The sequence below is a fragment of the Thiomicrospira sp. ALE5 genome (assembly GCF_900112445.1).
Taxonomy (GTDB): domain Bacteria; phylum Pseudomonadota; class Gammaproteobacteria; order Thiomicrospirales; family Thiomicrospiraceae; genus Thiomicrospira.
This window is the reverse complement of record NZ_FOYY01000003.1, coordinates 1,074,794-1,101,018: the sequence shown is the minus strand read 5'-3', so window position 1 is coordinate 1,101,018 and position 26,225 is coordinate 1,074,794. Positions and strand designations below refer to the sequence as shown.

Genomic DNA, 26,225 nt, shown 5'->3' with positions numbered 1-26,225 from the left:
GGAAGGTATTTTCAAGCTTTCATGTCCAGTTTTTTTAATCTATGTCCAGTTTTTCTACTCCGATTTAACCGCTCTCGATATCGTGTAATCCTTGCCCTGCTTGACTTTTTCGTAATTACCAAAGACTTCTTTAAAATTACGCTTCATGTAGTCTCGTAATCCGTTAATTGTCACGACGACTAATTGGCCGCCCGGTGCTAGTTGAGTATGAATATCGTGCAATAGAATACTCAACATTTCCTTGCCGACCTTGGCGGGAATATTTGACACGACGGTCGTAAATTGTATTTCCTTGGGCACCGCGCTTAATCCATTGGATAAGTAAGCCTTGGCATGATCAAAGCCATTTAAACGGGCATTTTTATTGGCATAATCCACAGCGACAAAGTCTTTATCGACCATATGAACTTGTCCTTGAGGCGCCTTGGCTGCAATAGCCAAGCCAATAGGGCCGTAACCACAGCCAATATCTAGGGCGACTTCATCAGGTTGAATGTTTAAATAGCGCAGTAGAAGTAGGGTTCCTGCATCAATTTCTCGTGGACTAAAAATGCCCCAGGTCGTTTTAAAGGTAAGTGGCGTGCCTAGTAGCTGGGTTTGAATGGTGAGGTCTTGTTTGAGTTCGGCAATGCTGGCCATAATTTTATACACATCTCGTAAATAAGAACTTCTATTATAAGCGAAGGTGGTCAAGTAGGTTTAAGATCAGTGAAAGGAATGGTAATGGACGAAATAAACTTAGATTTAACCCAGCGTGTCCTGGTGAACACCACCAAGCAGGCCTGGTTTGGCAGTCGTGCCGATGGTGTGCAGCGCAAACCGTTGGAGCGTGAGGCCGCCGAGTCTGGTCGCACCACCAGTGTTGTCCAGTTTATGCCCGGTTCGGCTTTTCCACCGCATCAACACCCTCAAGGGGAAGAGATTTTTGTGTTGGAAGGGGTGTTTTCTGATGAGTGTGGCGATTATCCCGCCGGTAGTTATTTACGCAATCCGCCTGGTTCGCAACATGCGCCGTTTTCCAAAGAGGGCTGCGTGTTGTTTGTGAAACTGGAGCAATTTCAGCCGGGCGATACCCAGACTTTGGCGATAAATACACAAGGGCAGGCCTGGCAAGCGGGGCATGGTGGACTCAAGGTGATGGGATTGCATCAGTATGGCACTGAGCATACGGCTTTGGTTTGGTGGCCTGCTGGTGAGGTGTTTCAGCCTCATACGCATTATGGTGGTGAAGAAATTTTTGTACTGGAGGGAGAGTTTATTGATGAGCACGGTCGCTATCCTAAAGGCAGTTGGTTGCGCAGTCCGCATGCAAGTCGTCATCATCCCTATGTTGAGCAAGACACCTTGATTTGGGTAAAAACAGGGCATTTGTAATTTCTTGACTAATTCATGTAGAGCTCACGCCCATTGCAAGGGTAGTATCTTAAAATTGTCATAAATACCTTATACTAAGTGTTAACAAATGAGTTGATTAAAATGTATGCCATTGAATTTGAAGCCGATGTGGTCAATGAATATCTCAAGATTTCGAATTTTGAGCAGTTTAAAAACAAGCATGCTCGAGTTGTTATCGAAACCGACGATGCGCCTAGGGAACGTCAGCGTTTATCGGCATTAGCGATTGATGCTCGTGACTTCAAGTTTAATCGTGATGAAGCGAATGAGCGTTAAGCAATGAAGGCTTTTTTTCGACACGAATATACTCATCTATGCCTACTCAAGCACAGAAGCAGAAAAGGCGGAAAGGGCGAACAGTGTTTTATTTGGCCAGCCTAGCATGATTTCAACTCAAGTGATTAATGAGTTTATTAATGTCGGTTTAAAAAGCTTGCGCTTTCGGAGTCACAATTATAAATCTGATGATTTATCGTGGCAATGAGCTGATGGCGGTGCTAGATATCAAATGGAAATTGTTCGATCAACAACCAGGCCTGGTTGTGTCATCTATTAGGAGAAATGTAAATGTGTATTGTGGCGCTGATTATTGCGGTAGGGTTGTTGATTTATTATTTAGATAGCCATTTAGAAAATTGGCATTTGGTAGAGCGTTTGGATGCGCACAGCGAGATCACCTTGGCGGTCGGTTGGGAGATGATTCCGGCGTTTTGGCCGCTGATTGCGTTGAGTGTGATTAGCACCTTGGTGGCGGTGATGTTGTATCAGCGGATTTTTAATAAAAAACAAATCGGTTGCTCAAGCTGCCCAACGGATAAGTGTTAGTCACAGGTTTAAGATTTTTATAAAGCCTGTAAAAACAGCGAATAATCCCCGCTTCACCAGGCCTGGTGAAGCGGGGATTTTTGCTTTAAGCTTTAGCCGCGGTGAGGGCTTGGTCTATATCGGCGAGGATGTCGTCGATATGTTCAATGCCAATAGATAACCGTACCATTTCCGGTGACACACCGGCAGTTTTGAGTTCTGCATCATTAAGTTGGCGATGGGTGGTTTCTGCCGGAATGCTGGCACAAGATTTGGCATCACCAATATTCACCAAACGAATAATCATTTGCAGCGCGTCATAGAATTGACGCGTGCCTTCACGCCCCGATTTTAAGCCGAAACTGAGAATGCCGGAGGCTTTGCCATTTAAGTACTTGTTGGCCAGTGCGTAGTCTTTGTGGCTCGCCAGGCCTGCATAGTTCACCCAAGCCACTTGTTGGTGTTGGGCTAAGAATTCAGCAACTTTTTGCGTGTTGTCGCAAATTCGCTCCATGCGCAAAGCCAGGGTTTCCAAACCTTGCAGTAATTGGAACGCATTCATCGGTGACAAGGCCGCGCCCATATTACGCAGTGGTACCACGCGACACCGCGCAATAAACGCTGCCGCGCCAAAGTCCTGGGTGTAGGTCACGCCATGATAAGACACATCCGGCGTATTCAATAACGGGAAACGCTCGGCATGCTCTGCCCAGGGGAATTTTCCGGAATCGACAATCACGCCACCAATGGTGGTGCCGTGGCCGCCAATATATTTAGTGGCCGAATGAATCACAATATCCGCGCCCTGTTCAATCGGTCGCCAAAGTACCGGTGATGCCACGGTGTTATCGACGACCAGCGGAATGCCGTGTTGGTGCGCTAATTTTGCCAAGCGTTCAATATCGGCAATGCCGCCGGATGGATTGCCGACGGTTTCACAATAGAGCAGCTTGGTGTTGGCATCAATCAGCTGTGCGATCTCATTATCTGCGGCATCCTTGTTAAAAAAACGCACCTCTAATCCTTGGCGCGGCAAGGTGTGGGCAAACAGGTTGTAAGTGCCGCCATAAAGTTCGCCGGTGCTGAGAATATTATCACCGGCTTCGGCCAGGGTTTGAATGGTGTAGGTAATCGCGGCCATGCCGGACGACACCGCTAGGCCTGCTATGCCGCCTTCCATTGCAGCGATACGGCTTTCCAGTACCGCATTAGTCGGGTTCATAATGCGCGAGTAGATATTGCCTGCAACCTTGAGGTCAAATAAATCGGCTGCGTGTTGCGCATCATCAAACGCAAACGATGTGGTTTGATAAATCGGCACTGCCACCGACTTGGTGGTGTCTTCCGGCTGATAACCGCCATGTAATGCAATAGTTTCAAGCTTCATGGTTTCTCCTAATTGTGGTTGTTTAGCGCCAGTCGAGTTGGGCAAATGTATTTTTGTCCTTTTAATCCAGTACCTTGCGCACGCGGTCAAATACTAAACCAAAATCCAATTCAAATGCACAGTCACTCAGTTCGATAGAGCACTGACCATTAATGAAATCATTCACTTTAATGTAGCGACCATCCTTGAGCTGATAAACCTTGGCGATCAGTTTGGTTGGATCAACCAAAATGTAATAAGGTACCCCTTCGGTTTGATAGAGTTCAAGTTTGGTGGTTTCATCTAGGCGTGCCGTCGAAGGGGAGAGTACTTCGATAATGAGTTCCGGGCGCTTAGTTAAAAACTTGTCGGGCTTATAGCATACGATCACCGTGTCAGGGCGTACCACAGTATCGTCATAGATACGCCAATCTGATTCTTGTAGTGGGTGACACTTGGCACAGTTTTCAAGTTGTTCGTCAAAATGGCGGAAGAAAGCACCATTGACATATTGATGACTTATCACCGGCGCAGGCGACATCGCAACCGGAAATCCGCCAATTAATTCCCAGTCGCCTTGCCATATCTCGTAATCTTGGACCGTATAGTGCGGAAAAAATGCTGGCTTCATTATGGCGACTCCTTGAACTTAGGCTTCATGCCGTTGCAATATGTTTTATCATATTCTACCTTTTAAATCAGATGCTCAGCAAACAATGCACAGTTTAAACCCCCGTCAACTTGAAGCGGTATTGCACATTGATACGCCCTTGCTGGTGCTAGCAGGCGCCGGCAGTGGAAAGACGCGTGTTATCACTGAAAAAATCGCCCATTTAGTGCGCAAGCACGACTATAAGCCGCACCAGATTTATGCGGTGACCTTCACCAACAAAGCCGCGCGGGAAATGAAAGAGCGGGTCACCAAACTGATGGTCGATACCCCGGCGAAAGGCTTAAATGTGTCCACCTTCCATAATCTGGGCTTAAACATTATTCGTCAGGAATATAAGGCGCTCAATTACAAAGCCAATTTTTCGATTATGGATGCGACCGATAGCGGCCAAATTCTGAAAGAGTTGATGAAAAAAAATGACCTGGATCCGGAAGAGCTCGCCGGCGTGCAGTGGGAGATTTCGGCATGGAAAAACCAACATCTTGACCCGCAAATTGCCCTAGAGATGGCTGAAGACCCGTTGGGCCAGGCGCGTGCGCGGCTGTATGCCGCTTATCAAAAACAACTCCACGCGTATAATGCAGTCGATTTTGACGACTTGATTGGTTTGCCGGTACGTTTGTTTAACGAACAGCCGCAAATTTTAGAAAAATGGCAAAACAAAGTGCGCTATTTGTTGGTGGATGAGTATCAAGACACCAATGCGGCGCAATATAAACTAGTGCGCCAGTTGGTCGGGCTAAACGGCAAGTTGACCGTGGTGGGTGATGACGACCAATCGATTTATGCTTGGCGAGGTGCACAACCAGAAAACTTGGCGTTGTTGCAGCAGGATTTCCCCGGCTTGCATTTAGTGAAACTGGAGCAAAATTATCGCTCTAGCCAACGTATTTTGAATAGCGCTAACCAGTTGATTGCAAATAACCCGCACGTGTTTGAAAAGCGTCTGTGGAGTGAAATGGGCATGGGCGATCCGATTCGGGTGATTGCCTGCGCCAATGAAAACCAAGAAGCCGAGCGGGTGGTGTCGGAATTAGTGGTGCATAAATTTCAGCATCGCACTAAAAACCGCGACTATGCCATTTTGTATCGCGGTAATCACCAGGCCCGCTTAATTGAGCGTGCGCTGCGTGAGCAAAATTTGCCTTATATTTTATCGGGCGGCCAGTCGTTTTTTGATAAGGCTGAAATTAAAGATGTGATGTCTTATTTGAAGCTGATTGTGAATCCCGATGATGATGCCGCGTTTTTGCGCATTATCAATACCCCGCGGCGTGAGATCGGCGCCACAACGCTTGAAAAACTGGCGACCTATGCGACCAACCGAGGCATCAGCCTGTTTGATGCCACCCAAGAGTTTGGGTTAACCCAAATCTTGTCAGAAAAATCGCTCAAGCGCGTGCAATTGTTTGGGCAGGTGTTATTGGATTGGGTTAAGGAGGCCGAGTCGGTCGAAGGCGTTGAGATGGTGGCCTTTGTGCGCGGTGTGTTAGATAAAATTGAATATGATAATTGGCTGATGGAAACGGCCAGCTCAGTTAAAACCGCTGAAAAACGCATAGCAAACGTGCGCGATTTGCTGCTGTGGATTGAACGGATTGTTAAAAAAGCCGATGAGGAAGACGGTGACCAGCTTAAATTAGCCAAGGTGGTGTCGCACATGACGCTGATGGATATTATGGAGCGCAACGAAGACGAAAAAGAGCATGACATGATTAGCCTAATGACCTTGCACGCGTCTAAAGGGTTGGAGTTTCCACATGTGTTTTTAATCGGCGTGGAAGAAGAAATGCTGCCACACAAGCAAAACCTCGAATCCCCCGGCCTGGAAGAGGAGCGACGTTTGGCTTATGTCGGCATTACCCGTGCCCAGCGTTCGCTGACGATCACCTATGCCCAAAAGCGCCGTAAGTATGGCGAAGACACGCCTTGTGAGCCGAGCCGGTTTTTATATGAATTGCCACAAGAGGTGTTGCAGTGGGAAGGCAAACCTGGTGTTGAGTTAAGCAAGGAAGAGGTGAAAGCGCATGGTAATGCGCAGCTCGAGCAAATCCGCGCCTTGTTAGCCGCCAAAGCCAAGTAGTCTATTAATTACGCTTGCTGTGTTACAATTTGTAGTACGTATTGTACTGAGAGAAGGCTATGAGCACATTAACCTTACGTTTGCCAGAGAGCTTAGAGCACCAAATTCGTGATTTAGCGGCAAGACAGCAATTAACGCGTTCAGATTTTGCACGCCGTGCTTTGGAGCGCTTTGTGCAGCAAACGCAACAAGAACTTGCTTTGCAAGCGATGGTAGAGGCGGCCCAATCCATTCAAAGCTCGCCATTACTCCAACAGCATATCGCCGAAATGAGTGGCGAGTTTTCAGCCACCGAAGTCGAGCCAGATAAGGCCGTAAAAGGTTGGTGGCAGTGAGTTTTGTACGCGCGGACGTGGTGCTCGCCCGACTCAATCCAAATCAAGGCGCAGAAATCGGCAAAATTAGGCCAGTCGTGGTGTTAACCGCAACACCCTTGATTGAAGCGGGATTACCGGTTGTGATGGTGGTACCCTTGACCACCCAGTTTTGGCCAGAGTTGGCGGCTTTAAGGGTTGAGATTCCGCCGCGTGAACGTCTATTAAAAACCTCCTATGTTGTGCTTGAACAAACCCGTTCGATTGATAAAAACCGCATTCAGTCTGATGTTATAACGCGGTTAACCCAGCCAGAATTAACAGAAATAGAATCCAAGCTCAAGCTGATGCTAGGGTTCGCGTAATGAATTTAGGAGAGGTTATGAACAGCTTTTCATTTGCGCAAATGCCGGCGATTGAATTTGGCTGGGGTTGTACTGATAGCCGATTAGCGGAATCCATTTTGGCGCAGACTCAAAAGCGACTGATGTTAATTAGCAGTGGTTATGCCGATCAGCACTTTGTGGAACCGCGCTTGCAGTCTGTGTTGGCACAGCGTGAGGTGCATCGCGTCATCGTGCGCGGAGAACCTTCGCCTGAGGTGGTGGATAAGCTGGTGGCAGATGCACCGCTAGACATTGAACTGGTCATAGGTTTTGGCGGTGGCAGTGTATTGGATGCGGCGAAAGCGGTAGCAGGCCTGCTGCCGGAGCGTTATTCGGTGATGGATTATTTAGAAGGTGTCGGTTGCGGGCGAACGCTGCAACAACAACCTGTGCCCTTTATCGCTGTGCCGACCACCGCAGGCACGGGATCGGAAACCACTAAAAATGCAGTTATTTCAAAGCTCGGCGAATACAAAAAGTCGTTTCGAGATGCGCGTTTATTGGCTAACCAGGCCTGGTTAGACCCGGCGTTTTTACCTCATTGCCCGGATGCGGTGCTCTATCCAACCGCGATGGATGCCTTCACCCAGTTGCTTGAATCTTTTGTGACGCTGAAGGCCAATCCTATAACCGATGCCTTAGCCTGGCAGGGGATGGCGTTGTTTAATGGCGCATTTGAGATGATTGAGGCCGAAGATGAGGTGACCAAGCAACAAGGTTATGGTCAGTTAATGTTAGCGGCGAGTTTATCGGGTATGACTTTGGCCAATGCCGGATTGGGGGCGGTGCATGGTTTAGCTGGGCCGATTGGTGCTTATTTTGATGCCCCGCATGGTCTGGTCTGCGCCAAATTATTAGCACCGATTACCCGTTTAAATATCGACGCTTTGTTGGGTTCCGATGCGCCGCATGCAGCCATGACCTTGGCTAAATATTCACAGGTGGCCGAGTTATTAACCGGCAGCCCAGAATTACCAGGCCTGGTGATGGCTTTGGAACAGTTGGTGGCCGATAAAATTCCACAAGGTTTGGCTGATTTTGGCTTAACTCAGGATAACCTGGCGCCGGTTCTGCAAAGCTGCCGCGCGGGTAGTATGCTGGGCAATCCGTTGGTGCTGTCCGATCAGGTTTTAAGGGAGGCGATCTTGGCGGCACTATAAGGTTTGCATAAAGTATCCATCAGCTGGTGCGGGAATTTAGCCGTGCTAGGTGTCGTTTTTGTTATACTTTTGCGATTAAAGGTCGATCAAGCTGATAAGGAGTCAGATCAATGAAAAACGGACTATTAGTCTTTGCCAGTTTAGTATTAGGGGCCATTTTAATCATGCCTCAACCGGCCGATGCCAAGCGTTTTGGTGGCGGGGGCAGTTTTGGTAAGCAGCACTCTATGCCGGCACATCAGCGCCAGCAGCAACAGCAACAGCGTCAACAACGTCAAGAACAACAGCAGCAACGTCAAGCACAGCGCCAGCAAGCAGTAGCGAACTCGGGTACTTCACGTTGGTTGGGACCCTTAGCAGGCCTGGCTGCCGGTGGGTTATTAGCTTGGATGTTTTTTGGTGATGGTTTTGATGGTCTGCAGTTTATGGATATTTTGCTGTTTGGTGCGCTTGCCTTTGGCTTGTTTATGCTATTTCGTGCCTGGCGTGCGCGTCAATCAGGCCAATATGCCGGTGCGGCGGGCGCAGCTGCACCGCAAGAGCGCGCCCCAGCCCCAACTCAATATCGTGAGGCGCCGACAGCGAGTCCGGTTAATCAAAGTCCGCAATATGATCCGAATTATAGCGGTTCAATGATTGGTTCTGGTTTGGGTATTAATGCATTACATCATGTTGACACACCGACTTGGTTTAATCCCGATGCCTTTGTAGAAGGCGCAAAACAGCATTTCTTAAGCGTGCAAAAAGCTTGGGATCAAGGCGATGCGTCAGAAATTGAAAGTTACTGTACGCCAGAGTTATTTGCTGAGCTTAAGTCGATGATGGATGAGATCGTGGTCGGAGAAAACTACACTGAAATTGATACTTTGAACAGTGAGTTAGTGGATCAGTCGATTGATGGTGATTATTTTGTGGTCAGCATTCGTTTTAGCGGCTATATTAAAGAAAGTCGTGATGACGATGCCCATGCCTTTAATGAAATTTGGCATATTCGTCGTTTACAGGCGGGTGAGGGTAACTGGCAAATTGCCGGTATTCAGCAACAGGCTTAATCAATTTGCTTAGTGATATCATCTAGGAGCAACGCCATGAGTTGTCAGGGAATAGTTAAACGCATTTCACTGCCGGTCATGGCGTTGTTCGTTACGGTGGGTCTTTTAACCTTACCAGGCTGCTCTCAACAGGGGCCGTTAAGTATTGATAGTGCCCAAGTTTTGGTGAATGTTGATCGGGGATCGGGCAACTTCAACCGGGTGTTAGAGATTTGTTTAAACGAACCCTTAAAGGTGCGTAAATCTATCTATCACACTATGAGTATTGAAACCTTTGATGGTTATCAGTTGGCGGGTGGCAGTTGGTTGCGTCATCAAGCGTCGGATCCAAGCAATCCCTGTCAATTACGCAATTTCTATGTATATCTTGGCCGTGACGACCCGCCCGGCTCTCGTCAATTTATTGATGACTATATTCGACCAGGCAATATTAAACGTTTAGAGCTTAGACTCTATCTTGACGATCCTGCCGAGCCTGGTGTCTTCCCTATTTCACAACGGGTGTTTGAAAACATCTAATCTATTGGACTTTGTATGTCGCACATAGCACAACTCCCCTATGCGTTTGGTGGTCCCTTAGGCTGTGCACAATTTAAACAACAGCTTGCTGATTTTCAAGTTGAAGAAATTCTATCCTATCCATTAACTGGTCAAGGTGAACATCTGTGGCTATGGGTTGAAAAAGCGGGCCAAAACACCGACTGGGTAGCGCAACAACTCGCAAAGTTAGCCAATATCCGGTTGCGTGATATCGGTTTTGCCGGTTTAAAAGACCGTCATGGCATCACCCGCCAATGGTTTAGTTTGTATTTGCCGGGGCAGGTCGATCCGGAATGGGCGCAGTGGCAGATTGAAGGGGTTAGGATTTTGTCGTCTACTCGTCATCAGCGAAAATTACAAACCGGTGGCTTAAAAGGCAATCGGTTTATTATTCGCTTGCGCGAGGTGACGGCTGATCCCGTTCAGCTTGATGCACGGCTACAACAGATCGCTACTGCTGGCGTGCCCAACTATTATGGTCCCCAGCGTTTTGGTCGCAACGAACATAATTTAGTGATGGCGCAGCGTTTGTTTGCTGGGGAGTTGACGCGATTAAGGCCGGCACAGCGAAGTTTGTATATTTCTGCCGCACGTTCCTTTCTTTTTAATCAAGTACTTGCCGAGCGAGTGCGACAGGCGAATTGGAACCAGGCCTGCTCGGGTGATGTCTTTCAGCTTGAAGGGTCAACCAAGTGGTTTGTGGATGATGGCAGTGCCGATTTAGCTCAGCGCGTGTTGGAGTATGATCTGCATCCAACTGGCCCTTTAGTGGGAGTGGAGCCATCACCGGCGACCTTAGACGCACTGCAATTAGAAACGGGTGTTTTACAGGATTACCAGGCCTGGTGCCAGGGTTTGATTAGCCTAGGCCTTAAGACGGATCGCAGGGCGCTGCGTATGATGGTGAAAGAACTATGTTGGAGCTGGCTTAGTGTGGATAAGCAGCTTAGGCATGATCTAAATATAGCGTTTGAACTGAAAGCGGGGCAGTATGCTACCAGCCTATTGCGTGAGCTTATTCAATCATATTAAAAACATCAATTATGCTTAAATCTTGTAGTTTTGATAAGATGTAAATGTTAATTGCTATGCTAGTTTGATGTTTTGAAATGGCTCTATAAGGAGAATGCCATGGAAATAGAAAAAGCCCAGATGGGGGAGAATGTTGATGAAACCCCTAATCAAGCTCAAGACCAATTTTTAACGTTTATTTTAGGTGCGGAAACCTATGGTTTGGATATTTTGCGCGTGCAAGAAATAAGAGGTTGGGAGCCGCCAACGGAGTTACCCAACACGCCTGAGTACATTAAGGGCGTCATAAACATGCGCGGAGCGGTGGTACCGATTGTTGATCTTCGTCAACGCTTTAAAATTGGTGAAGTGGTTTATAACGATGCGACGGTGGTGATTATTACGCACTTTAACTATCAAGTCTCAGGTAGCGATGAAGTGTTACAAAAAACCATTGGTCTGGTTGTTGATGGCGTTTCGGATGTTTACGATGTCAATTTGGCTGAACTTCAACCAGCACCTAGTTTTGGTGATACCAAGCGAGTCAGTGGTGAATTTGTGAAAGGTTTAGCTACGTTAGATCACACCATGATTATTATTTTGAATGTCGATTTAATGATTAATCAGGGTATTTACGAAGAAGTAAGTGAGTTTTTAGCGGTTGCCTAATAACTGCCATAAATAATTTTTAAAAAATAAAAGGTACCAGCTTAAGCTGAGTTAAAAGAGTGTAGAGAATGACAATAAAGTCGCGTTTAATTTTATTAGCAGTGGTCAGTTTGGCCGCACTAAGTGTTGTCGGTTTGGTTGGTCACATTGGTATGGATAGAACAACAAAATCTATGGTGTATATTGAGGATCTTTCGCAAATGCGTTCGTTATCCAATGTTGATGCCTTAATTTTACGTAATCATAATCAATATTTATTGACGCTACAACATGATCCCAGTCAACCACATATTGTGGCTTTGCATGATCATCCAACTGAAATGCACCTTGATCACATGCACCGTATCCATCAACGTATAAGTGAACAATTTCAGGCGTTTAGTGAATTCCCCGCATCGGCTGAATTTTTATCGAATGCTCAAAGCTATCTGGATCTTACGCATCGCTATATTGAAGAAACCAAAAAAGGTATTGTGATGTATGAGCAGAATCGTTTTCACGATGCCAATATTCATCTCTTAAATACAATGAATCCACTGCTTAATCAAACCTTAGAAGCGGGGCAAGACTTTAGGCGCGTGCTGCTTGGGCAATCCACACAGGTTTCTGAGGATGCGAACAGTCAAGCACAGTTGTTAAGCTATACCTTATTGTCGGTGTTGTTATTAGCCTTTCTTATCGTAGCGGTACTTGCTATTTCGGTGATTAAAAATATCCGTGCAGGTATTGACACGACGGTTAATAAAGTCACCAATATAGCCAATACAATGGATTTTTCGACCCGATTTGATAAGCGCAATGATGAACTAAATCAGATCGGTCAAAGTCTTAACTCGATGTTGACTGAAGTGCAATCGGCGATTAATGAAACCAATGGTGTGGTAGGCGCCATAGCGCAAGGTGATTATTCAAAGCGCATCGAAGCAGACTTGGTCGGTGATTTAGCTAATCTCAAAAGCGGTGTCAATGGCTCGGCAGAAAACGTTGAGTTTATGATGGCTGAATTAGATAAAGTGATGGCTGCGCTCAATGAAGGACAGTTTGATGTCAAAATGGATCCACGCGTTCCTGATGCCTTCAGTCAACGAGTTGATAAAGCCCTATCAAGCATTAATGAGGTTGTAGAAAATATCAACCGAGTTATGGATAAGATGAGTAATGGTAAGTTCCGCCACCGCGTTGAGGTAGAAGCGCGTGGTCAACTTGCCATAATGAAAAACAATGTTAATTCAGCTATGGATGGCCTTGAGCATGCAATGTCAGACATAACCAAAGTGGTTGTGGCGCTGTCTAAGGGTGATCTAACCAAAACCATTGATACCCAATATCATGGTGAATTGAGAATTTTGACCGAAGCTGTGAATCAAAGCGTTGGGAAGTTGGTTGAAGTTGTCGCTGTTGCACTGGATGCAGCACAGTTAGTGAACCATGCCTCGCTTGAAGTCGCTCAGGGGTCACTCGATTTAAGTGATCGGGTACAACAGCAAGCGGCGGCGATTGAACAAAGTACCGCTACCATGACGAGCTTTAGTGATGCTGTGCAAAACAACGCTCAGCAAGCAGCGGATGCAACGGCGCTTGAACGGGAAGTAGAAAAGCAGTCTAAGACAGCGGCCGAAGTGATGAAGCAAACGATTGAATCTATGGCGGCGATTCAGGCTTCTAGTCATAAAATTTCTGATATTGTAACCTTGATTGATGGCATTGCCTTCCAAACCAATTTATTGGCATTAAATGCTGCCGTTGAAGCGGCTAGAGCCGGTGAACATGGCCGTGGTTTTGCGGTTGTGGCAGGTGAAGTTCGAGCACTTGCACAAAAATCGGCTGAAGCAGCCAAAGATATTACCGCGCTTATTAATGAGAGTGTGACGCGTATTGATCAAGGTACACGCCTTGCCAATGAATCGGGCGATGTGATTTTAAATATTACCGGTGCTATTGAAAAAGCAGCACAAATGTCCGAGCAAATTGCGAGTGCGTCGATAGAACAATCTGAGGGCGTAAAACAGCTTCAGTTGGCGATGAATCAAATTGATGAAGGTACGCAACAAAATGCCGCGTTGGTAGAAGAGACCTCTGCCGCCGCCGAAAGTATGCGTGAGCAAGCAGATCTGTTATCAGAGCAGATGCAGTTTTTTCAAACACGAGAAGGTGTGAGTGTTGCGCCACGCTTGGCTGATAGCAAAGTAGCTAATACGCCTGCCTTAAAAAGTCCAGCCGTAAAAACTGAACAAAAGAAGTCTAAAACGCTAATAGATGATCAAGAGTGGGCTGAATTTTAGGATATAGCTTAAACTTTAAAAAAACCTGCAATATGCAGGTTTTTTTATATCATGCGTTTTAACGTCGCTTGGAGCTCTTTTTAGCTGGTTGTTTGGCGAGTTTTTTTGCCAACTTCTTTTTGTGCGGCTTTTTCTTGGCGCGCGTCGGTTTGTTTAAACTGAGGCGCGCTTCTAAACCCGGCATGGTGGTGATATTCAAGCGCTTATTGAGGTGATACTCTATTCGCGCGATATCCTTGAGCTCATGACCTTCTGCCAACGTAATCGCAATGCCCATCTGTTGCGCACGTCCGGTGCGCCCGATACGGTGAATGTAGATGTCGCCCCGCAAGGGGACATCAAAGTTAATCACATGGGTGATATTGGCAATATCGAGTCCGCGTGCAGCCACATCTGTTGCGACTAACACTTGTTTGGGGTGTTCGCTAAAGCGTTTAACTCGTTCTAAACGGGCCGCTTGAATGAAGTCACCATGTAATACCTGCGATGCCAGGCCTTCCGTATTCAGCCGGTCATTAAGCTCAATCGCGCGCGATTTTTTGTTACAAAAAACCAGCGCTTTTTCGCAACTGGCATCTTGGAGTAGCGTACGCAGTAGCGTTTGTTTATGCTCACGGTCATCAGCAAAGTAAAGGAGCTGCTGTACTTGATCCGAGTCGTGGTTGGCTGCATCGACTTGAATAATCGTTGGGTCATCTAGCATGCGTTGTGCAAAGCGTTCAATGCCACTGCCTGATAGCGTTGCTGAAAATAACCCTGCTTGAAAGCTATCGGGAATCGCATCAAGGAGTGCATAAACATCTGGACCTTGGCCCATATCGAGCATCCGGTCGGCTTCATCAATCATCACCAGTTCGAGCTCAGATAGATCAATTTCGTCTTGTTCAACCAGATTGAGTAAGCGCCCGGGCGTGGCAATCAAAATTTGATAAGGTTGGGTTAATAAAGCACGCTGTTTATCCTGGGCTAAACCGCCAGTAATCGCTACCGAGCGCAAATCTAGGTGACGGCTGAGTGATTTGACCACCTGGCGGATTTGCAACGCCAATTCGCGAGTGGGCGCTAATAATAGCGCGCGCGGATTGGGTGAATAACTCTGTGGATTATCAATAATATGTTGCAATACCGGTAGCACAAATGCGGCGGTTTTGCCGGTACCGGTTGCTGCGCCGGCTAGGACATCTTTGCCGGCCATCAATGCAGGAATGGCCTGCTGTTGAATAGGGGTAGGGCGGTTAAAGTGCACCTCGCGTAACGCCTCAAGTAGGCGGTCATCAAGATCAAAATCGGCAAAATTCATAGTAAACGCCTTGTTAGGTTTTATAAAGTTGCACGTAAAATGTCATAGCAGGGCTGGTAGTCTGCTGCATCAAGTTTCATGCGTTTTTGAGCCACTAAAAATGCCAGTAGGTCATCTAATGCAGCCATAATATCGGGGTCGCCTTGCAGTTGATAAGGCCCTTTTTCGGCAATAGCCCGAATCCCCTCGGCCTTCACGTTACCCGCTACGATGCCAGAAAAGGCACAACGTAATTGAGAGGCAAGTAAATGCAGCGGTTGATTGCGGGTTAAATTCAGTCCAGCCATCGCCTCATGGGTTGGATGAAATGGCTGTTGCAAGGGTGGGTCGATATATAGCTGCCAGTTAAAATAATAGGCATCACTGGTATCTTTACGGTCTTGGCGCACTAAGTTCAGTTGCTCTTTCATGTAGAGTGCTACCGCCTCAGGGTCATCGATAATGATGTTGAGTTTGGAGAGCGCTTCCATACCCAGGGTCAGTTCAATAAATTGTTCGATTTTTTCAAAGTATGCGTCACTATGACGATTGCCGGTGAGGACTAAAGGTAGCACCTGTTCTTGGTTATTCGGGTGGAGTTGAATGCTTAGAATATACAGCAATTCCTCAAGGGTGCCAGGTCCGCCCGGGAAAATAATAATGCCATGGCCTAATCTTACAAAGGCTTCTAAGCGTTTTTCAATGTCGGGCAGAATCACCAGCTCATTTACCACCGCATTCGGTGCTTCCGCTGCAATAATACCAGGCTCGGTTAAACCAATATAGCGACGGTTAAAAAATCGTTGATTGTGATGGCCAACCGCGGCGCCTTTCATCGGTGCTTTCATCACGCCGGGTCCGCAGCCGGTACAAACATTCATCTTGCGTAATCCGAGTGAATAGCCGACATGTTTGGCATATTCATATTCATGACGTGGCACCGCATGGCCGCCCCAACAGACCACAAGGTTGGGCGATTCGTCTGTGTGCATGACTTCGGCATTGCGTAGCATATGGAATACGGCATTGGTAATACCTGCGGAGTTATTTAAATCAAACTTGCCTGAATCTAAAATACTGTTTTGAGTGTAAAGCAGGTCGCGCACCACCGCAAACAGATGTTCTTTTAAGCCGGCTATCAGTTCGCCATCAATAAACGCCTTGGCGGGTGGATTGCAAATAATCAGTTCGATACCGCGACCACGCGTGGTAACTTTTATATCGAAATTCTTATATTCTTCGAGTAGTTTTAAGCCGCTGTCTAGGTCGCTGCCGGTATTAAGCACGGCTAAGCAACACTGGCGAAATAATTCATTGAGTCCTCGCTCACTGGTATCGCAAAGCTGTTCTGCTTCGTGTTGGGATAAAACTTGCAACGTGCCCTGTGGCCGAATGTATAACGCGTTAGGATGTTCGCTCATAAAAACCTCGAATGTCAGCTTGGTTATTATCAAGGGATTGGCTAGATTGAGCAACTGCTAATACAGGTCTGTCGTATAAGGGTTTGCTTGAAAACCGCCCAATCGCCCCCATAATGAATGACATAAATTGAGCTTAAAAAGGAATGCCATGGAATTTCAGGATTACTACCAAACGCTGGGTGTGGAGCGTAATGCCGATGCAGCCACGATTAAAAAGGCCTATCGAAAACTGGCTGGGCGTTATCACCCTGATAAGCCCGACGGAGATGAAACGAAATTTAAAGCCATTAGTGAGGCTTATGAAGTCTTAAGTGATGATAAAAAACGCGCCATGTATGATCAGCTCGGCAGCAATTATCGTCAAGGTCAGCAGTTTGAGCCACCGCCGGGTTTTGAGCAGATGTTTGGTGGTGGCATGGGCGGCGGTGCCGGTGGCTTTAGTGATTTGTTTGAGTCGTTATTTCGGGGACAGGGTGGTTTTGGCGGTGCGGGTGGCAATCCGTTTGGCAGCGGCTTTGGCGGTGCCAGGCCTGCTAAAGGACAAGATCAGCAGGTCGCCATTAGCCTCACGCTCGAGGAGGCGATGTCGGGTCAGCAACGACGCATTAAGGTTTCAAAGGGTCATGAATCGCGCTCGCTGGAAGTCAAGATTCCTGCCGGTGTAAAAAACGGTCAAAAAATCCGTTTAAGTGGTCAAGGGCAGCCAGGTCGTCATGGTGGCCCCCATGGTGATTTGTATTTAGCGATTAGTTTACTGCCGCATGCCTATTATCGTTTTGAAGATGAGCAGCTGGTGCTCGATTTGCCAGTCACCCCTTGGGAAGCCGCCTTGGGCGGCAAAGTGACCTTGCCAACTTTGCAAGGCAAAATTCAATTAACCCTGCCGCCAAATACCCCCTCAGGCAAGCGGTTGCGTTTAAAAGGGCGTGGTTATGGTAAGCCAGCCGGTGATTTAGTGGTCCAGGTATTGATTCAAATTCCACCTGCAGTGACCGAGGAAGACCAGGCCTGGTATCAACAAATGGCGCAACAGCGCGGGTTTAATCCACGCGAACAATGGCCGTAATGGCATTAAAACTAATTAGAGTTTATTAATATTAGATTTTTATAATATATTTTTATTCTATGGGTTGATAAGTCTTTTGTATGGATGTAAACTGCTTTTGACATTGAGTAATTCATAAAAAGGAGTTTGACATGAAATTATTTGCATCTATGGCCGTAGCTGGTGGCTTAGTTTTGGGTTCAACGGTTGTATCAGCGCAGGCTGAAGAAGAAATTAGTTGGGCGTTTGGTTGTAAGTTGGATGCGCCAGCGGTAGTTGTAACAGAAGAGCAGGTTGCGACGCTTGAAGAGCAGCCAGGTGGTTACCTGAGTTGGAATTTTGATGCGCGCGAATCAGTTGCTTCTGCTGAATAATTAGCACGCCCCAAACTCTCCTAAGGCGCCCGAGTAAACCGAGTGTTTACTCGGGTTTTTTTATTTGGTAGAGGCTACTTGTGGCTGTGACTGTGGCCATAGAGTTGGCTGGGGTCAATTAGCGGATCGGACAAGATGGTGAGGTGTTGCTCATCAATACCGTTATAAAAACAATTTGAACGGCCTGTGTGACAGGCAGGACCGGTTTGATCAACCTGTAGTAGTAGCGTATCGCCATCACAGTCGAGTCGAGCCTCGATAAGACGTTGAATTTGTCCTGAGGCCTCGCCTTTGCGCCAGAAGGCTTGACGTGAGCGCGACCAATAACACACCCGTCCGGTAGCCAGCGTTTCTTCAAGGGCAGCCAGATTCATATAGGCAAGCATTAGAACTTCGCCCGTGTCATGCTGTTGGGCAATAGCCGGCATTAAGCCGTCTTGATCAAATTTAAGCTGTTCTTTAAATAAAGACCAATCAAATTGATCGCCTTTTTTGGCGGCTTCTAGGTCTAAAAATGTCTTGGGTTGTTGCATAGTCTGGCCTACTTTTTCTTCGCTTTAGCAAACGCCATCGCAAACAAGTTATTGGATACCTTGGCATCAGCTTTGGGCGTTTCTTTGGCTTTAATATCTGAGTTCGCACCTAATTTTAGCATACCCTGCATCAGCTCTGCGGTGGCGCGTGCATCCGCTAGGGCATCATGCGCATCACCCGGAAAAGGTTTGTGAAGAATGCGCTCATACGCAATGGTCAGCTTCGGTGTTTTCCAAAACCAATGCATTCTTTCTGAGTGCCAGCGCATGGCACCGACCAGTTCTTTACTAAATTCAGCGACATCTAACCATTTGCCATAGTCTAATTCAAACGGAAGTTGTTTTTTCTCAGCCGTGTTTTTGAGGTAGTTAAAGTCGCTTTCAGTGCTGTAAGCCAGAATAATGTCAGCTTGTTGTAATAGTGCATGAATGTCGGGCCAGCAGTCTTCAATTTTGGGTGCATCGGCTACCATCTCGGTAGTGATAGTATGTTTTTCATTGGGTGGAATCGGGTAGCCAGGATTGTAGAGCTGATTGAGCTTTTCATTACCCTCAAGGTCACAAACTGATAGCTGAATAACATCCGCATCTGGATTGGTAGAAATATCTGTTGCTTCAATATCAAGGCACAGAATGGTTTTGTTCTTCAGACTTTTGGCCTGCTGTTTGAGTTTGTAAAGCGCATCATTACGGTTATCACGAATTAAGTCGGTGACACTAGACTGAGTAAACTCGCTAATTAGCGCTTCAATGGCTAGCGCCAGTTTATGTTTTGACTTGTGTAGGCTTTTGCTTACTTTTTCCTCCTTCGTAGCCTGCTCAATAAAACGATCGCAACAGATTACTTGCTCGTCAATAAGGAGTTGGTCAAGCGTATATTGCGCGATTTTTCGCGTATCAAAATCAAAATCTTCAAGAGGTGGAATGCGTAAACCCGCGGTTAACAGTGCTTTTTCGCCTTTAGCGGGTGAGGCAATGACTTGAACGCCTTTAATGTCTAAACCATCCGAGGCGGCAACCGCAACGATGTAGTCTTTAAGGGGTTGGTTGCGTTTATCAATAAGAATGAGTTGGGGTGAATTCATGAAAAATAAGACAGGCTAGTTAAAAATAACTATTTTAGCAGCTATAGTTAGCACCGCTTAGATTTCTTTTGATAACGTAAGCGGCTTGGGTTTATTTTCGGCTTGATTCAACGAACTTGGTTGATGATTAATTAGCGCCAAGTTAGCTAAAAAATCTTGGGTCACACTGGTCCATTGAAATAGCGCTACGCTGGCACGCACTTTTTGACGTTTGACCGATAAGGCTTCGGTAATGGCCTCAAACAGATTGTCATCTAGATGACCATTTATCCCGTTTTGCACAATATCAATTGGGCCGGTGACCGGATAGGCCGCTACCGGTGTTCCAGAAGCCATAGCCTCGATATTAACGAGTCCAAAGGTGTCCGTTTTTGAAGGGAAAACAAACACATCAGCACTAGCATAATATTGGGCGAGTTCTTCACCAAATTTTTCACCGACAAATACCGCTTTAGGGTAACGGTTGCTTAAAAACTCACGATCTGGGCCGTCTCCAACCACTAAATGTGTGCCAGGGAGGGTTAAGCGTAAAAACGAGGCGAGATTTTTTTCAGTCGCGATACGTCCCACATACAGATAGATTGGTCTAGGATAAGGCAGGTCTTGACGTTTTTCGGGGTGAAAATGCGTTTGATCGACGCCACGACTCAGACGTTTGAGGTGTCCAAATCCGCGTTGTTCTAACTCGGTAATCAGGTGGTCTGACGGTGCAAAAGTGGTGTGTGCCGGTGCATGAAATCGTTTTAACAAGCTATACATTAACTTAAGTGGCAGCCTAGTGCGGGCATAGACATATTCGGGGTACTTGGTTTCGGCGTCTTCGTGGTGAGTTTGTAACCATTCGGGTTGGGAGGCTGTTAGCATCAGTCTAGTGGGTGAATGTGACAGGTTGATGGCAGCTAATGGAAAGATTTGTGACGCTAAGCCGGATGTAATGCTTTAGCGTCAATAGTAGATTACTGCTTCGTATTACTCTTGGCTTAAACTCGATTGGGTGCGCTCAAGGCGTTTGGTTTTGATGTGTAATGCCGCTTTGGCCATCAAATGCGCGCTAACAGGTGCGGTAATGAATAAGAACACCGTAACTAAGAGTTCGTGCAAACTGATTCCTTCACCCCGCACGGTAAAAAATACCGCTGAGGCAATCAAAATCGCGCCTACACCGAGCGTGGTTGCTTTGGTGGGGCCGTGTAAACGCATATAAAAGTCCGGCAGCTTATAGAGGCCAATCGAGCCAACGAGGGTAAAGAAGGCACCGATTAAAATTAATAACGATAAAATAAACTCTAACATAGTCGGTCCTTATTCCATGATGTCACCGCGCAGCAAGTATTTGCTGAGCGCAACGGTGCCTACAAATCCCATCACCGCAATCAGCAGCGCCGCTTCAAAATAGAGCGCACTGCCCAGATGCAGGCCAAGCAGAATCAATAGGGCAATCGAATTAATATACAGCGTATCCAGCGCTAAGATGCGGTCAGGTAACTCGGGGCCAATAATGACCCGGTATAGACTCAAGAACAGAGCCACGCTAACCATGGCAAAGGCAATTGGAATGACAATGTCTAGCATGGGACAAATACCTCTTTCAATGGACGCTCATAACGCTGTTTAATGTCGGCAATCATTTGCGCTTGATCATCAATATGCAATGCGTGAATAATCAATTTGGTTTGATCCGGTGACAGGTCGCAGGACACCGTACCTGGGGTCAATGAGATGGTGTTCGCCAGAATACTAATCCCAATGGGTGTCGTAATTTCCAGTGGCACTTCAAAGAACCCGGGTTGCAATTTGTCATTGCGCCCTAAGATCAATTTGGCCACCGCAAAGTTAGCCACCATAATATCCCAAAGCACGACGGCAAAAAACTTGGCCAGGACAGCCGGTTTTTGTACCTTGATTTTTTCTGGCCAAAAAGCCGCTGTAAACCAAGGGATGAAGATGGCTAAAATAGCACCTAACACCATGTGACCTGGGTCAACCGTGTTGTTAAGGAGTAACCAAGCTATCCATAAAATGAATGATAAAATCGGATGAGGTAAGACTCGTTTAAGCATCATTTTCTCTCCGTTGCTGGTGCACTAAGTACCGCATCAATATAACTGGCTGCATCAAATACTTGGGCTGCGATCAGATCCGTGTAGGCCGTAATCGGGTGGGCAAAAATAATCATAATCGGTGCCGTCGCAAATAAAGCGACGACGGCCACAAAAGCAGATTTATTCAATGGTTCACCCGGTGCTTGCTCACTCGGCTGGGTGCGATAAAACAACAAGGAACCAGAACGCGCCATGGCCACAATGCTTAATAAGCTGGCGATGAGTACTACCGCAAAAACTGCAGCCAGCCACTGATGTTCTAAAGCCGCGCCTAAAATCAGCATTTTGCCAAAAAAGCCTGAAAGCGGCGGCATACCGGTCATGGCAACGGCGCCGAACATAAAGGCACTGCCTATTAACACGCCATTGGCCATGATGGGCGATGATTCGAAGCGATCATCGGTATCGCAACGGCCTCGAGCAATTATATCGGCTAGTAAGAACATACCGCCTGCAATTAAGGTTGAATGTACCATGTAATATACGGTAGCAGAGACGGCGGCAGGCGTTGCGATGCCTACCCCGATCAGCAGGGTTGCTACAGAGGCTAATACCAAGTAGGCCACCTGCTCGCGTAAACCGCGCGCGGCTAGTACACCCAGCGCAGCGAGTGCCAAGGTGATAATCCCTAGACCTAACACCCATGGTGCATAGTAGAAGGCTAAATCACCCGCATCGTCACCGAATAGGGTGCCATGTGCACGGATGATAGAGTAGATACCTACTTTGGTCATGATGGCAAACAGGGCGGCCACCGGTGCGGAGGTATTGGCATAAGCAGTAGGGAGCCACAGATAGAGCGGGAACATTGCGGCTTTAATCCCGAATACCACTAGTAGTAGCAGGCCTGCTGCCGCAATTAAGCCGCGATATTCAGCCGGCGCATCCGCTACCTTGTTAGCCATATCCGCTATATTCATCGTTCCAGTTGCACCATAGAGCGCACCAACGGCAAACAGGAATAGCGTGGCACCAATCATGTTAATTACAACATAGTGCAAGCCGGCTTTGGTACGCAAACGTCCGCCACCATGTAGTAGTAAGCCATAAGACGCCAATAGCATTACTTCAAAGAATACAAACAGGTTAAACAAGTCCCCGGTCATAAAAGCGCCATTTAAACCAAACACTTGTAGTTGGAACAACACGTGGAAATGACTGCCTTTGGCATCGTAGTTAGTCGCAATAGCATACCAAAGTGAGCCAAGGGCCAGGATGGCGGTCATAAACACCATCAGCGCCGATAGACGATCAAGTACAAAGACGATCCCAAATGGCGCTGCCCAGTTACCGGATAAATAGACTTCTTGCGCACCCGTACTCGCAACTTTAAGCATTTCAATGCTGACAAAGATGAGTCCAATCGTAATAAGCAGGTTAAGTGCGCGCTGCAGCTTTAAGCCACCCATACGTGCAAACAACAAAATAAAGCCGGCGACTAATGGCAGTAATACCGGAAAAGCGGTTAATTGCATCATTGTTTAGTCTCCTGCTCGTCATGACTGCGGTGCAAACCATCAACATGATCATTACCTAGTTCACTGCGTGCTTTTAATGCCAAAACAATTAAAAAAGCAGTCATACCAAAGGCAATAACAATTGCAGTTAATACCAATGCTTGTGGTAATGGATCACCATAGCCGGCAGCGGCGGCATCAATAACCGCTGGCTGTCCTATGGTTAAGCGTCCCATTGCGAATAAAAAGACATTGGCCGAATAGGCTAGTAATGTCAGACCGAGTACGACCGGGAAGGTGCGAGCACGTAAGGTGAGGTAAACGCCCGCGCTGGTCATGACTCCAATTACAATTGCGACAAGCCATTCCATTAATTTTTCTCCTGTTGTGCAGCATAGTCGTGCGAGGCACGGCTAAGCTTGCCAAGCTGAACAAGGCTTAATACCGTTGCGCCTACGACGACAAGGAATACGCCGATATCAAATGCAATGGCACTGGCGACCTCGAACTTACCGACTACCGGCCAGGTTAAATATTCAAAGGTCGAGGTTAGGAACGGGAAGCCAATAGCAATCGACACTAAACCGGTTCCAGTACCAATTAATAGGCCGTAAGCAATGACGGTATGCATATCGACCTTAAGGCGATCACTCGTCCAATCAATGCCGTTAGCAAGGTATTGCACTATGAGGGCAACTGAAGCAATCAGGCCGGCGATAAAGCCGCCACCAGGCAAGTTGTGACCGCGTAAGAAGATGAATACAGCAACGAGTAACATCAACGGCAATAACAGACGAGTGAGGGTTTGCATAATTGCAGGATGGGTATCTGGATTCCACAGTCTGCCTTGGGCATCACGATCTCTTGCAGGAAGTTTCATGCCTTCTAGCATGGCATAGATCCCTAGACCTGCAAGAGCTAATACCACAATTTCAGCTAGTGTATCGATGCCGCGGAAGTCAACGAGAATAACGTTCACCACGTTGGTGCCGCCACCGCCAGGAACAGAGTTCTCTAAGAAGAACTCTGAAATCGGCGCGAAATCACGAGTCAATACAGCCATCGTCATCAGCGTGACGCCGATACCTGTAATGACAGCAATAACCCCATCACGTCCCAAACGTAATTTGCTAACCTCTTTTGGAGTGATTTGTGGCAAGAAGTACAAGGCCAAAAGCAACATCACAATGGTAACGATTTCGACTGATAACTGCGTTAAAGCTAGATCCGGTGCAGAGAACTTGACAAACCCTAATGCAATGATCAGCCCCACAACACCGATAGAGATAAGGCTCAAAAAGCGCTGACGATGCACTAAAACGGTCATTATTGTTGCGGCAATAAGCACAATGGCCGCTGTCAAGGATGCCGCATCAATTGGCAGAGTGGCGCGGTCACCAAACAGCGGCGCGTCTACCGTCATAAAGCCAATCACGCCGGCGACCAGGCCTGCACCTATCACCCATACCGATGCGTGCTGTAACGAGCCTTTGTCAAAGCGGCGCGTGACACTTAACGATAGGGTAAGTGTGGCATTGAGCAATGCGTTATAGCCGACTCTGGCATCGACACGACCTAAGATTTGGTCATGTAACTTGTATAGACGTTCACGAATCATGTAAACCCCTACACCCAGTGCTAATGCCAGCATACTCATCACTAATGGCAGGTTAAAGCCGTGCCAAATAGATAAACTATATTCTGGCGGTGTGGCTTGTAAGGTACCCGCAACGGCTACCGCTAAGATTGGCGCCACAGTAAACATTGGCAAAATACCTACCGCAAGACAAATAACGACCAATAAGTCTACTGGGATTTTCATAAAACGCGGTGGTTCATGGGGTACTTTTGGCAAATCTTTCGGTTCGCCATTAAAGAACACGTCATGAATAAAGCGTAATGAATAAGCAACAGAGAAGATAGCAGCTAGGGTGACTAATACCGGAATCGCCCAAGCCCATGCACTGGTTTCGGTCGCAAATACCGCTTGTTCAAAGAACATTTCTTTACTCAAGAAGCCGTTCATTAACGGCACACCAGCCATGGCGGCCGCGGCAATCATCGCCAGCACTGCAGTATGAGGCATGTATTTTAATAAACCGCTAAGTTTACGCATATCACGGGTGCCGGTTTCATGGTCAATGATACCGGCCACCATAAATAGGGAGGCTTTAAAGGTGGCATGGTTAATAATATGGAAAATAGCGGCTACAGCGGCCATTTGAGTACCAAAACCAAATAACAGTGTAATTAAACCTAAATGACTGATGGTGGAGTAGGCGAGTAGACCTTTAAGGTCATGCTTAAACATGGCCGTATAGGCACCAATCATAAAGGTTAGTAGGCCTGCTGTACCGACAATCCATGTCCATTCGGGCGTGCCGGATAGTGCCGGGAAGAAACGCGCAAGCAGAAAAATGCCCGCTTTAACCATGGTTGCCGAATGCAGATAAGCCGATACCGGCGTCGGTGCGGCCATCGCATGAGGTAACCAAAAATGGAACGGAAATTGTGCTGACTTGGTGAACACACCGAGTAAGATGAGTACCAAAATGGGCAGATAGAGTTCGTGGTTTTTAATCATGTCGCCTGCGGCAAGGACATCGGTTAGGTTGTAACTACCTACAACATGACCCAGTAGCAGTACCCCACCAAGCAGCGCTAAACCACCTGCACCGGTAATAGCTAACGCCATGCGTGCGCCGTGACGAGCGTCTTGACGGTGTTGCCAATAACTAATCAGTAAAAACGAACTGAGCGACGTCAGCTCCCAGAAGACCACCAGTTGCAATAGGTTTTCTGACAGAACGATACCTAACATAGAACCCATAAACATCATTAAATAGGCAAAAAAGCGTCCCATCGAGTCTTTGGTTGATAGATAGTAACGAGCATAAATAATGATGAGTAAGCCAATCACTAGAATGAGCAGGGCGAATAACAGAGCCAAGCCATCTAAACGAAAGGCAAAATCCAATCCGATGCTAGGCATCCAGGCCCAGCTTTGGATAAGAGTTTCACCGGCAAAAGGTATGCTGATGGCCGGCGCAAGGAAGGCAAGGGCAAGGACGGTAATCCCCGCAGATACCCATGCCGATGCAACACGATGAAATCTTGAAGCCCAAGCGGCTAAGGCCGCACCAACAAAGGGCAACAAAGCTACTATGGGCAAGTTAAAGGCAAGTAGGCTCATG

28 protein-coding genes are annotated in these 26,225 nt (G+C 47.1%); 14 read left to right on the top strand and 14 right to left on the bottom strand.

The genetic code is table 11. From position 1 onward, the window contains the following. Nucleotides 1-54 precede the first annotated feature (54 nt). Nucleotides 55-639 carry a class I SAM-dependent methyltransferase gene (locus BM293_RS05325; RefSeq protein ID WP_093447360.1) on the bottom strand — a complete coding sequence of 195 codons (585 nt, stop codon included), beginning with the start codon at nt 637-639 and terminating at the stop codon, nt 55-57. A gap of 84 nt (nt 640-723) precedes the next feature. Here BM293_RS05325 and BM293_RS05320 point away from each other — a divergent pair, with 84 nt between their 5' ends. From BM293_RS05320 to BM293_RS05310, 3 genes are all read left to right on the top strand, one after another. Beyond that, complete coding sequence (locus BM293_RS05320) at nt 724-1,374, top strand: cupin domain-containing protein (protein ID WP_093447359.1); 651 nt, start codon at nt 724-726, stop codon at nt 1,372-1,374. Between the two features lie 102 nt (nt 1,375-1,476). Continuing rightward, nucleotides 1,477-1,671, top strand: a complete 195-nt coding sequence (locus BM293_RS05315; protein ID WP_143607741.1) for a hypothetical protein — start codon at nt 1,477-1,479, stop codon at nt 1,669-1,671. Nucleotides 1,672-1,962: 291 nt separating this feature from the next. After that, complete coding sequence (locus BM293_RS05310) at nt 1,963-2,220, top strand: hypothetical protein (protein ID WP_093447356.1); 258 nt, start codon at nt 1,963-1,965, stop codon at nt 2,218-2,220. Between the two features lie 85 nt (nt 2,221-2,305). On the opposite strand, the gene BM293_RS05305 is transcribed toward BM293_RS05310, so the two are convergent. Next, the gene (locus BM293_RS05305) at nt 2,306-3,586 is read right to left on the bottom strand and encodes an O-acetylhomoserine aminocarboxypropyltransferase/cysteine synthase family protein (protein ID WP_093447354.1); all 1,281 of its coding nucleotides are present in this window, start codon (nt 3,584-3,586) and stop codon (nt 2,306-2,308) included. A gap of 61 nt (nt 3,587-3,647) precedes the next feature. Beyond that, nucleotides 3,648-4,196 (bottom strand): Uma2 family endonuclease, encoded by a 549-nt coding sequence (locus tag BM293_RS05300; protein WP_093447353.1) that lies wholly within the window; start codon nt 4,194-4,196, stop codon nt 3,648-3,650. Between the two features lie 85 nt (nt 4,197-4,281). On the opposite strand from BM293_RS05300, the gene rep reads away from it, so the two are divergent. The 9 genes from rep (at nt 4,282) to BM293_RS05255 (ending at nt 13,735) form a co-directional block, all read left to right on the top strand. Then, nucleotides 4,282-6,321 (top strand): DNA helicase Rep, encoded by a 2,040-nt coding sequence (gene rep, locus BM293_RS05295; RefSeq protein ID WP_234968910.1) that lies wholly within the window; start codon nt 4,282-4,284, stop codon nt 6,319-6,321. Nucleotides 6,322-6,380: 59 nt separating this feature from the next. Next, nucleotides 6,381-6,656: a ribbon-helix-helix protein, CopG family gene (locus tag BM293_RS05290; RefSeq protein WP_093447350.1), complete on the top strand. Its 276-nt coding sequence runs from the start codon at nt 6,381-6,383 to the stop codon at nt 6,654-6,656. Then, entirely contained in the window at nt 6,653-7,000 is a 348-nt protein-coding gene (locus tag BM293_RS05285; protein WP_093447348.1) for a type II toxin-antitoxin system PemK/MazF family toxin, read from the top strand. Before BM293_RS05290 ends, BM293_RS05285 begins: the two co-directional genes overlap by 4 nt. Before the next feature lie 17 nt (nt 7,001-7,017). Beyond that, a complete protein-coding gene (locus BM293_RS05280) occupies nt 7,018-8,181 on the top strand; it encodes an iron-containing alcohol dehydrogenase (protein WP_093447347.1) in 1,164 nt (387 codons plus the stop codon). Between the two features lie 110 nt (nt 8,182-8,291). Beyond that, nucleotides 8,292-9,233 carry a Tim44 domain-containing protein gene (locus BM293_RS05275; RefSeq protein ID WP_093447346.1) on the top strand — a complete coding sequence of 314 codons (942 nt, stop codon included), beginning with the start codon at nt 8,292-8,294 and terminating at the stop codon, nt 9,231-9,233. A gap of 36 nt (nt 9,234-9,269) precedes the next feature. Then, the gene (locus BM293_RS05270) at nt 9,270-9,752 is read left to right on the top strand and encodes a hypothetical protein (protein ID WP_093447344.1); all 483 of its coding nucleotides are present in this window, start codon (nt 9,270-9,272) and stop codon (nt 9,750-9,752) included. A gap of 15 nt (nt 9,753-9,767) precedes the next feature. Then, nucleotides 9,768-10,805: a tRNA pseudouridine(13) synthase TruD gene (gene truD / locus BM293_RS05265; protein WP_093447343.1), complete on the top strand. Its 1,038-nt coding sequence runs from the start codon at nt 9,768-9,770 to the stop codon at nt 10,803-10,805. 99 nt (nt 10,806-10,904) lie between these two features. After that, on the top strand, nt 10,905-11,453 hold the full coding sequence (locus BM293_RS05260) for a chemotaxis protein CheW (protein ID WP_234968909.1): 549 nt from the start codon (nt 10,905-10,907) through the stop codon (nt 11,451-11,453). Between the two features lie 68 nt (nt 11,454-11,521). After that, nucleotides 11,522-13,735 carry a methyl-accepting chemotaxis protein gene (locus BM293_RS05255; protein ID WP_093447341.1) on the top strand — a complete coding sequence of 738 codons (2,214 nt, stop codon included), beginning with the start codon at nt 11,522-11,524 and terminating at the stop codon, nt 13,733-13,735. Nucleotides 13,736-13,793: 58 nt separating this feature from the next. Here the strand turns inward: BM293_RS05255 and BM293_RS05250 are convergent, their stop codons facing one another. Both BM293_RS05250 and ppnN read right to left on the bottom strand, forming a co-directional pair. Further along, on the bottom strand, nt 13,794-15,035 hold the full coding sequence (locus BM293_RS05250; RefSeq protein ID WP_093447340.1) for a DEAD/DEAH box helicase: 1,242 nt from the start codon (nt 15,033-15,035) through the stop codon (nt 13,794-13,796). A gap of 20 nt (nt 15,036-15,055) precedes the next feature. Then, nucleotides 15,056-16,435 carry a nucleotide 5'-monophosphate nucleosidase PpnN gene (gene ppnN, locus BM293_RS05245; protein ID WP_093447338.1) on the bottom strand — a complete coding sequence of 460 codons (1,380 nt, stop codon included), beginning with the start codon at nt 16,433-16,435 and terminating at the stop codon, nt 15,056-15,058. A gap of 148 nt (nt 16,436-16,583) precedes the next feature. Between ppnN and BM293_RS05240 the strand changes: the two genes are divergently transcribed. Then, the gene (locus BM293_RS05240) at nt 16,584-17,501 is read left to right on the top strand and encodes a DnaJ C-terminal domain-containing protein (protein WP_093447337.1); all 918 of its coding nucleotides are present in this window, start codon (nt 16,584-16,586) and stop codon (nt 17,499-17,501) included. Between the two features lie 131 nt (nt 17,502-17,632). Then, on the top strand, nt 17,633-17,854 hold the full coding sequence (locus tag BM293_RS05235; RefSeq protein WP_093447335.1) for a hypothetical protein: 222 nt from the start codon (nt 17,633-17,635) through the stop codon (nt 17,852-17,854). Between the two features lie 74 nt (nt 17,855-17,928). Here the strand turns inward: BM293_RS05235 and hisI are convergent, their stop codons facing one another. The 9 genes from hisI to BM293_RS05190 form a co-directional block, all read right to left on the bottom strand. Further along, nucleotides 17,929-18,387, bottom strand: coding sequence for a phosphoribosyl-AMP cyclohydrolase (hisI, locus tag BM293_RS05230; protein ID WP_093447334.1), 459 nt, complete (start codon nt 18,385-18,387; stop codon nt 17,929-17,931). A gap of 8 nt (nt 18,388-18,395) precedes the next feature. Continuing rightward, nucleotides 18,396-19,472, bottom strand: a complete 1,077-nt coding sequence (locus BM293_RS05225) for a 3'-5' exonuclease (RefSeq protein ID WP_093447332.1) — start codon at nt 19,470-19,472, stop codon at nt 18,396-18,398. A 57-nt stretch (nt 19,473-19,529) separates the two neighbouring features. Next, nucleotides 19,530-20,336: a glycosyltransferase gene (locus BM293_RS05220; RefSeq protein WP_234968908.1), complete on the bottom strand. Its 807-nt coding sequence runs from the start codon at nt 20,334-20,336 to the stop codon at nt 19,530-19,532. 105 nt (nt 20,337-20,441) lie between these two features. Further along, nucleotides 20,442-20,765, bottom strand: coding sequence for a Na+/H+ antiporter subunit G (locus BM293_RS05215; RefSeq protein ID WP_006460809.1), 324 nt, complete (start codon nt 20,763-20,765; stop codon nt 20,442-20,444). Between the two features lie 9 nt (nt 20,766-20,774). Further along, nucleotides 20,775-21,044, bottom strand: a complete 270-nt coding sequence (locus tag BM293_RS05210; protein WP_006460810.1) for a K+/H+ antiporter subunit F — start codon at nt 21,042-21,044, stop codon at nt 20,775-20,777. Then, complete coding sequence (locus tag BM293_RS05205) at nt 21,038-21,532, bottom strand: Na+/H+ antiporter subunit E (RefSeq protein ID WP_200770610.1); 495 nt, start codon at nt 21,530-21,532, stop codon at nt 21,038-21,040. Before BM293_RS05205 ends, BM293_RS05210 begins: the two co-directional genes overlap by 7 nt. After that, nucleotides 21,532-23,052, bottom strand: coding sequence for a monovalent cation/H+ antiporter subunit D (locus BM293_RS05200; RefSeq protein WP_093447329.1), 1,521 nt, complete (start codon nt 23,050-23,052; stop codon nt 21,532-21,534). The genes BM293_RS05205 and BM293_RS05200 overlap by 1 nt, the downstream gene beginning before the upstream one ends. Next, the gene (locus BM293_RS05195; RefSeq protein WP_093447328.1) at nt 23,049-23,402 is read right to left on the bottom strand and encodes a Na+/H+ antiporter subunit C; all 354 of its coding nucleotides are present in this window, start codon (nt 23,400-23,402) and stop codon (nt 23,049-23,051) included. Before BM293_RS05195 ends, BM293_RS05200 begins: the two co-directional genes overlap by 4 nt. Continuing rightward, nucleotides 23,402-26,224, bottom strand: coding sequence for a monovalent cation/H+ antiporter subunit A (locus tag BM293_RS05190; RefSeq protein ID WP_093447326.1), 2,823 nt, complete (start codon nt 26,222-26,224; stop codon nt 23,402-23,404). Before BM293_RS05190 ends, BM293_RS05195 begins: the two co-directional genes overlap by 1 nt. Nucleotide 26,225: the final 1 nt, after the last annotated feature.

Bases quoted from the DNA above. Each gene is read 5' to 3' on its own strand.
- BM293_RS05325 (WP_093447360.1), bottom strand. From the start codon at position 639: ATGGCCAGCATTGCCGAACTCAAACAAGACCTCACCATTCAAACCCAG.
- BM293_RS05320 (WP_093447359.1), top strand. From the start codon at position 724: ATGGACGAAATAAACTTAGATTTAACCCAGCGTGTCCTGGTGAACACC.
- BM293_RS05315 (WP_143607741.1), top strand. From the start codon at position 1,477: ATGTATGCCATTGAATTTGAAGCCGATGTGGTCAATGAATATCTCAAG.
- BM293_RS05310 (WP_093447356.1), top strand. From the start codon at position 1,963: ATGTGTATTGTGGCGCTGATTATTGCGGTAGGGTTGTTGATTTATTAT.
- BM293_RS05305 (WP_093447354.1), bottom strand. From the start codon at position 3,586: ATGAAGCTTGAAACTATTGCATTACATGGCGGTTATCAGCCGGAAGAC.
- BM293_RS05300 (WP_093447353.1), bottom strand. From the start codon at position 4,196: ATGAAGCCAGCATTTTTTCCGCACTATACGGTCCAAGATTACGAGATA.
- rep (WP_234968910.1), top strand. From the start codon at position 4,282: ATGCACAGTTTAAACCCCCGTCAACTTGAAGCGGTATTGCACATTGAT.
- BM293_RS05290 (WP_093447350.1), top strand. From the start codon at position 6,381: ATGAGCACATTAACCTTACGTTTGCCAGAGAGCTTAGAGCACCAAATT.
- BM293_RS05280 (WP_093447347.1), top strand. From the start codon at position 7,018: ATGAACAGCTTTTCATTTGCGCAAATGCCGGCGATTGAATTTGGCTGG.
- BM293_RS05275 (WP_093447346.1), top strand. From the start codon at position 8,292: ATGAAAAACGGACTATTAGTCTTTGCCAGTTTAGTATTAGGGGCCATT.
- BM293_RS05270 (WP_093447344.1), top strand. From the start codon at position 9,270: ATGAGTTGTCAGGGAATAGTTAAACGCATTTCACTGCCGGTCATGGCG.
- truD (WP_093447343.1), top strand. From the start codon at position 9,768: ATGTCGCACATAGCACAACTCCCCTATGCGTTTGGTGGTCCCTTAGGC.
- BM293_RS05260 (WP_234968909.1), top strand. From the start codon at position 10,905: ATGGAAATAGAAAAAGCCCAGATGGGGGAGAATGTTGATGAAACCCCT.
- BM293_RS05255 (WP_093447341.1), top strand. From the start codon at position 11,522: ATGACAATAAAGTCGCGTTTAATTTTATTAGCAGTGGTCAGTTTGGCC.
- BM293_RS05250 (WP_093447340.1), bottom strand. From the start codon at position 15,035: ATGAATTTTGCCGATTTTGATCTTGATGACCGCCTACTTGAGGCGTTA.
- ppnN (WP_093447338.1), bottom strand. From the start codon at position 16,435: ATGAGCGAACATCCTAACGCGTTATACATTCGGCCACAGGGCACGTTG.
- BM293_RS05240 (WP_093447337.1), top strand. From the start codon at position 16,584: ATGGAATTTCAGGATTACTACCAAACGCTGGGTGTGGAGCGTAATGCC.
- BM293_RS05235 (WP_093447335.1), top strand. From the start codon at position 17,633: ATGAAATTATTTGCATCTATGGCCGTAGCTGGTGGCTTAGTTTTGGGT.
- hisI (WP_093447334.1), bottom strand. From the start codon at position 18,387: ATGCAACAACCCAAGACATTTTTAGACCTAGAAGCCGCCAAAAAAGGC.
- BM293_RS05225 (WP_093447332.1), bottom strand. From the start codon at position 19,472: ATGAATTCACCCCAACTCATTCTTATTGATAAACGCAACCAACCCCTT.
- BM293_RS05220 (WP_234968908.1), bottom strand. From the start codon at position 20,336: ATGCTAACAGCCTCCCAACCCGAATGGTTACAAACTCACCACGAAGAC.
- BM293_RS05215 (WP_006460809.1), bottom strand. From the start codon at position 20,765: ATGTTAGAGTTTATTTTATCGTTATTAATTTTAATCGGTGCCTTCTTT.
- BM293_RS05210 (WP_006460810.1), bottom strand. From the start codon at position 21,044: ATGCTAGACATTGTCATTCCAATTGCCTTTGCCATGGTTAGCGTGGCT.
- BM293_RS05205 (WP_200770610.1), bottom strand. From the start codon at position 21,532: ATGCTTAAACGAGTCTTACCTCATCCGATTTTATCATTCATTTTATGG.
- BM293_RS05200 (WP_093447329.1), bottom strand. From the start codon at position 23,052: ATGATGCAATTAACCGCTTTTCCGGTATTACTGCCATTAGTCGCCGGC.
- BM293_RS05195 (WP_093447328.1), bottom strand. From the start codon at position 23,402: ATGGAATGGCTTGTCGCAATTGTAATTGGAGTCATGACCAGCGCGGGC.
- BM293_RS05190 (WP_093447326.1), bottom strand. From the start codon at position 26,224: ATGAGCCTACTTGCCTTTAACTTGCCCATAGTAGCTTTGTTGCCCTTT.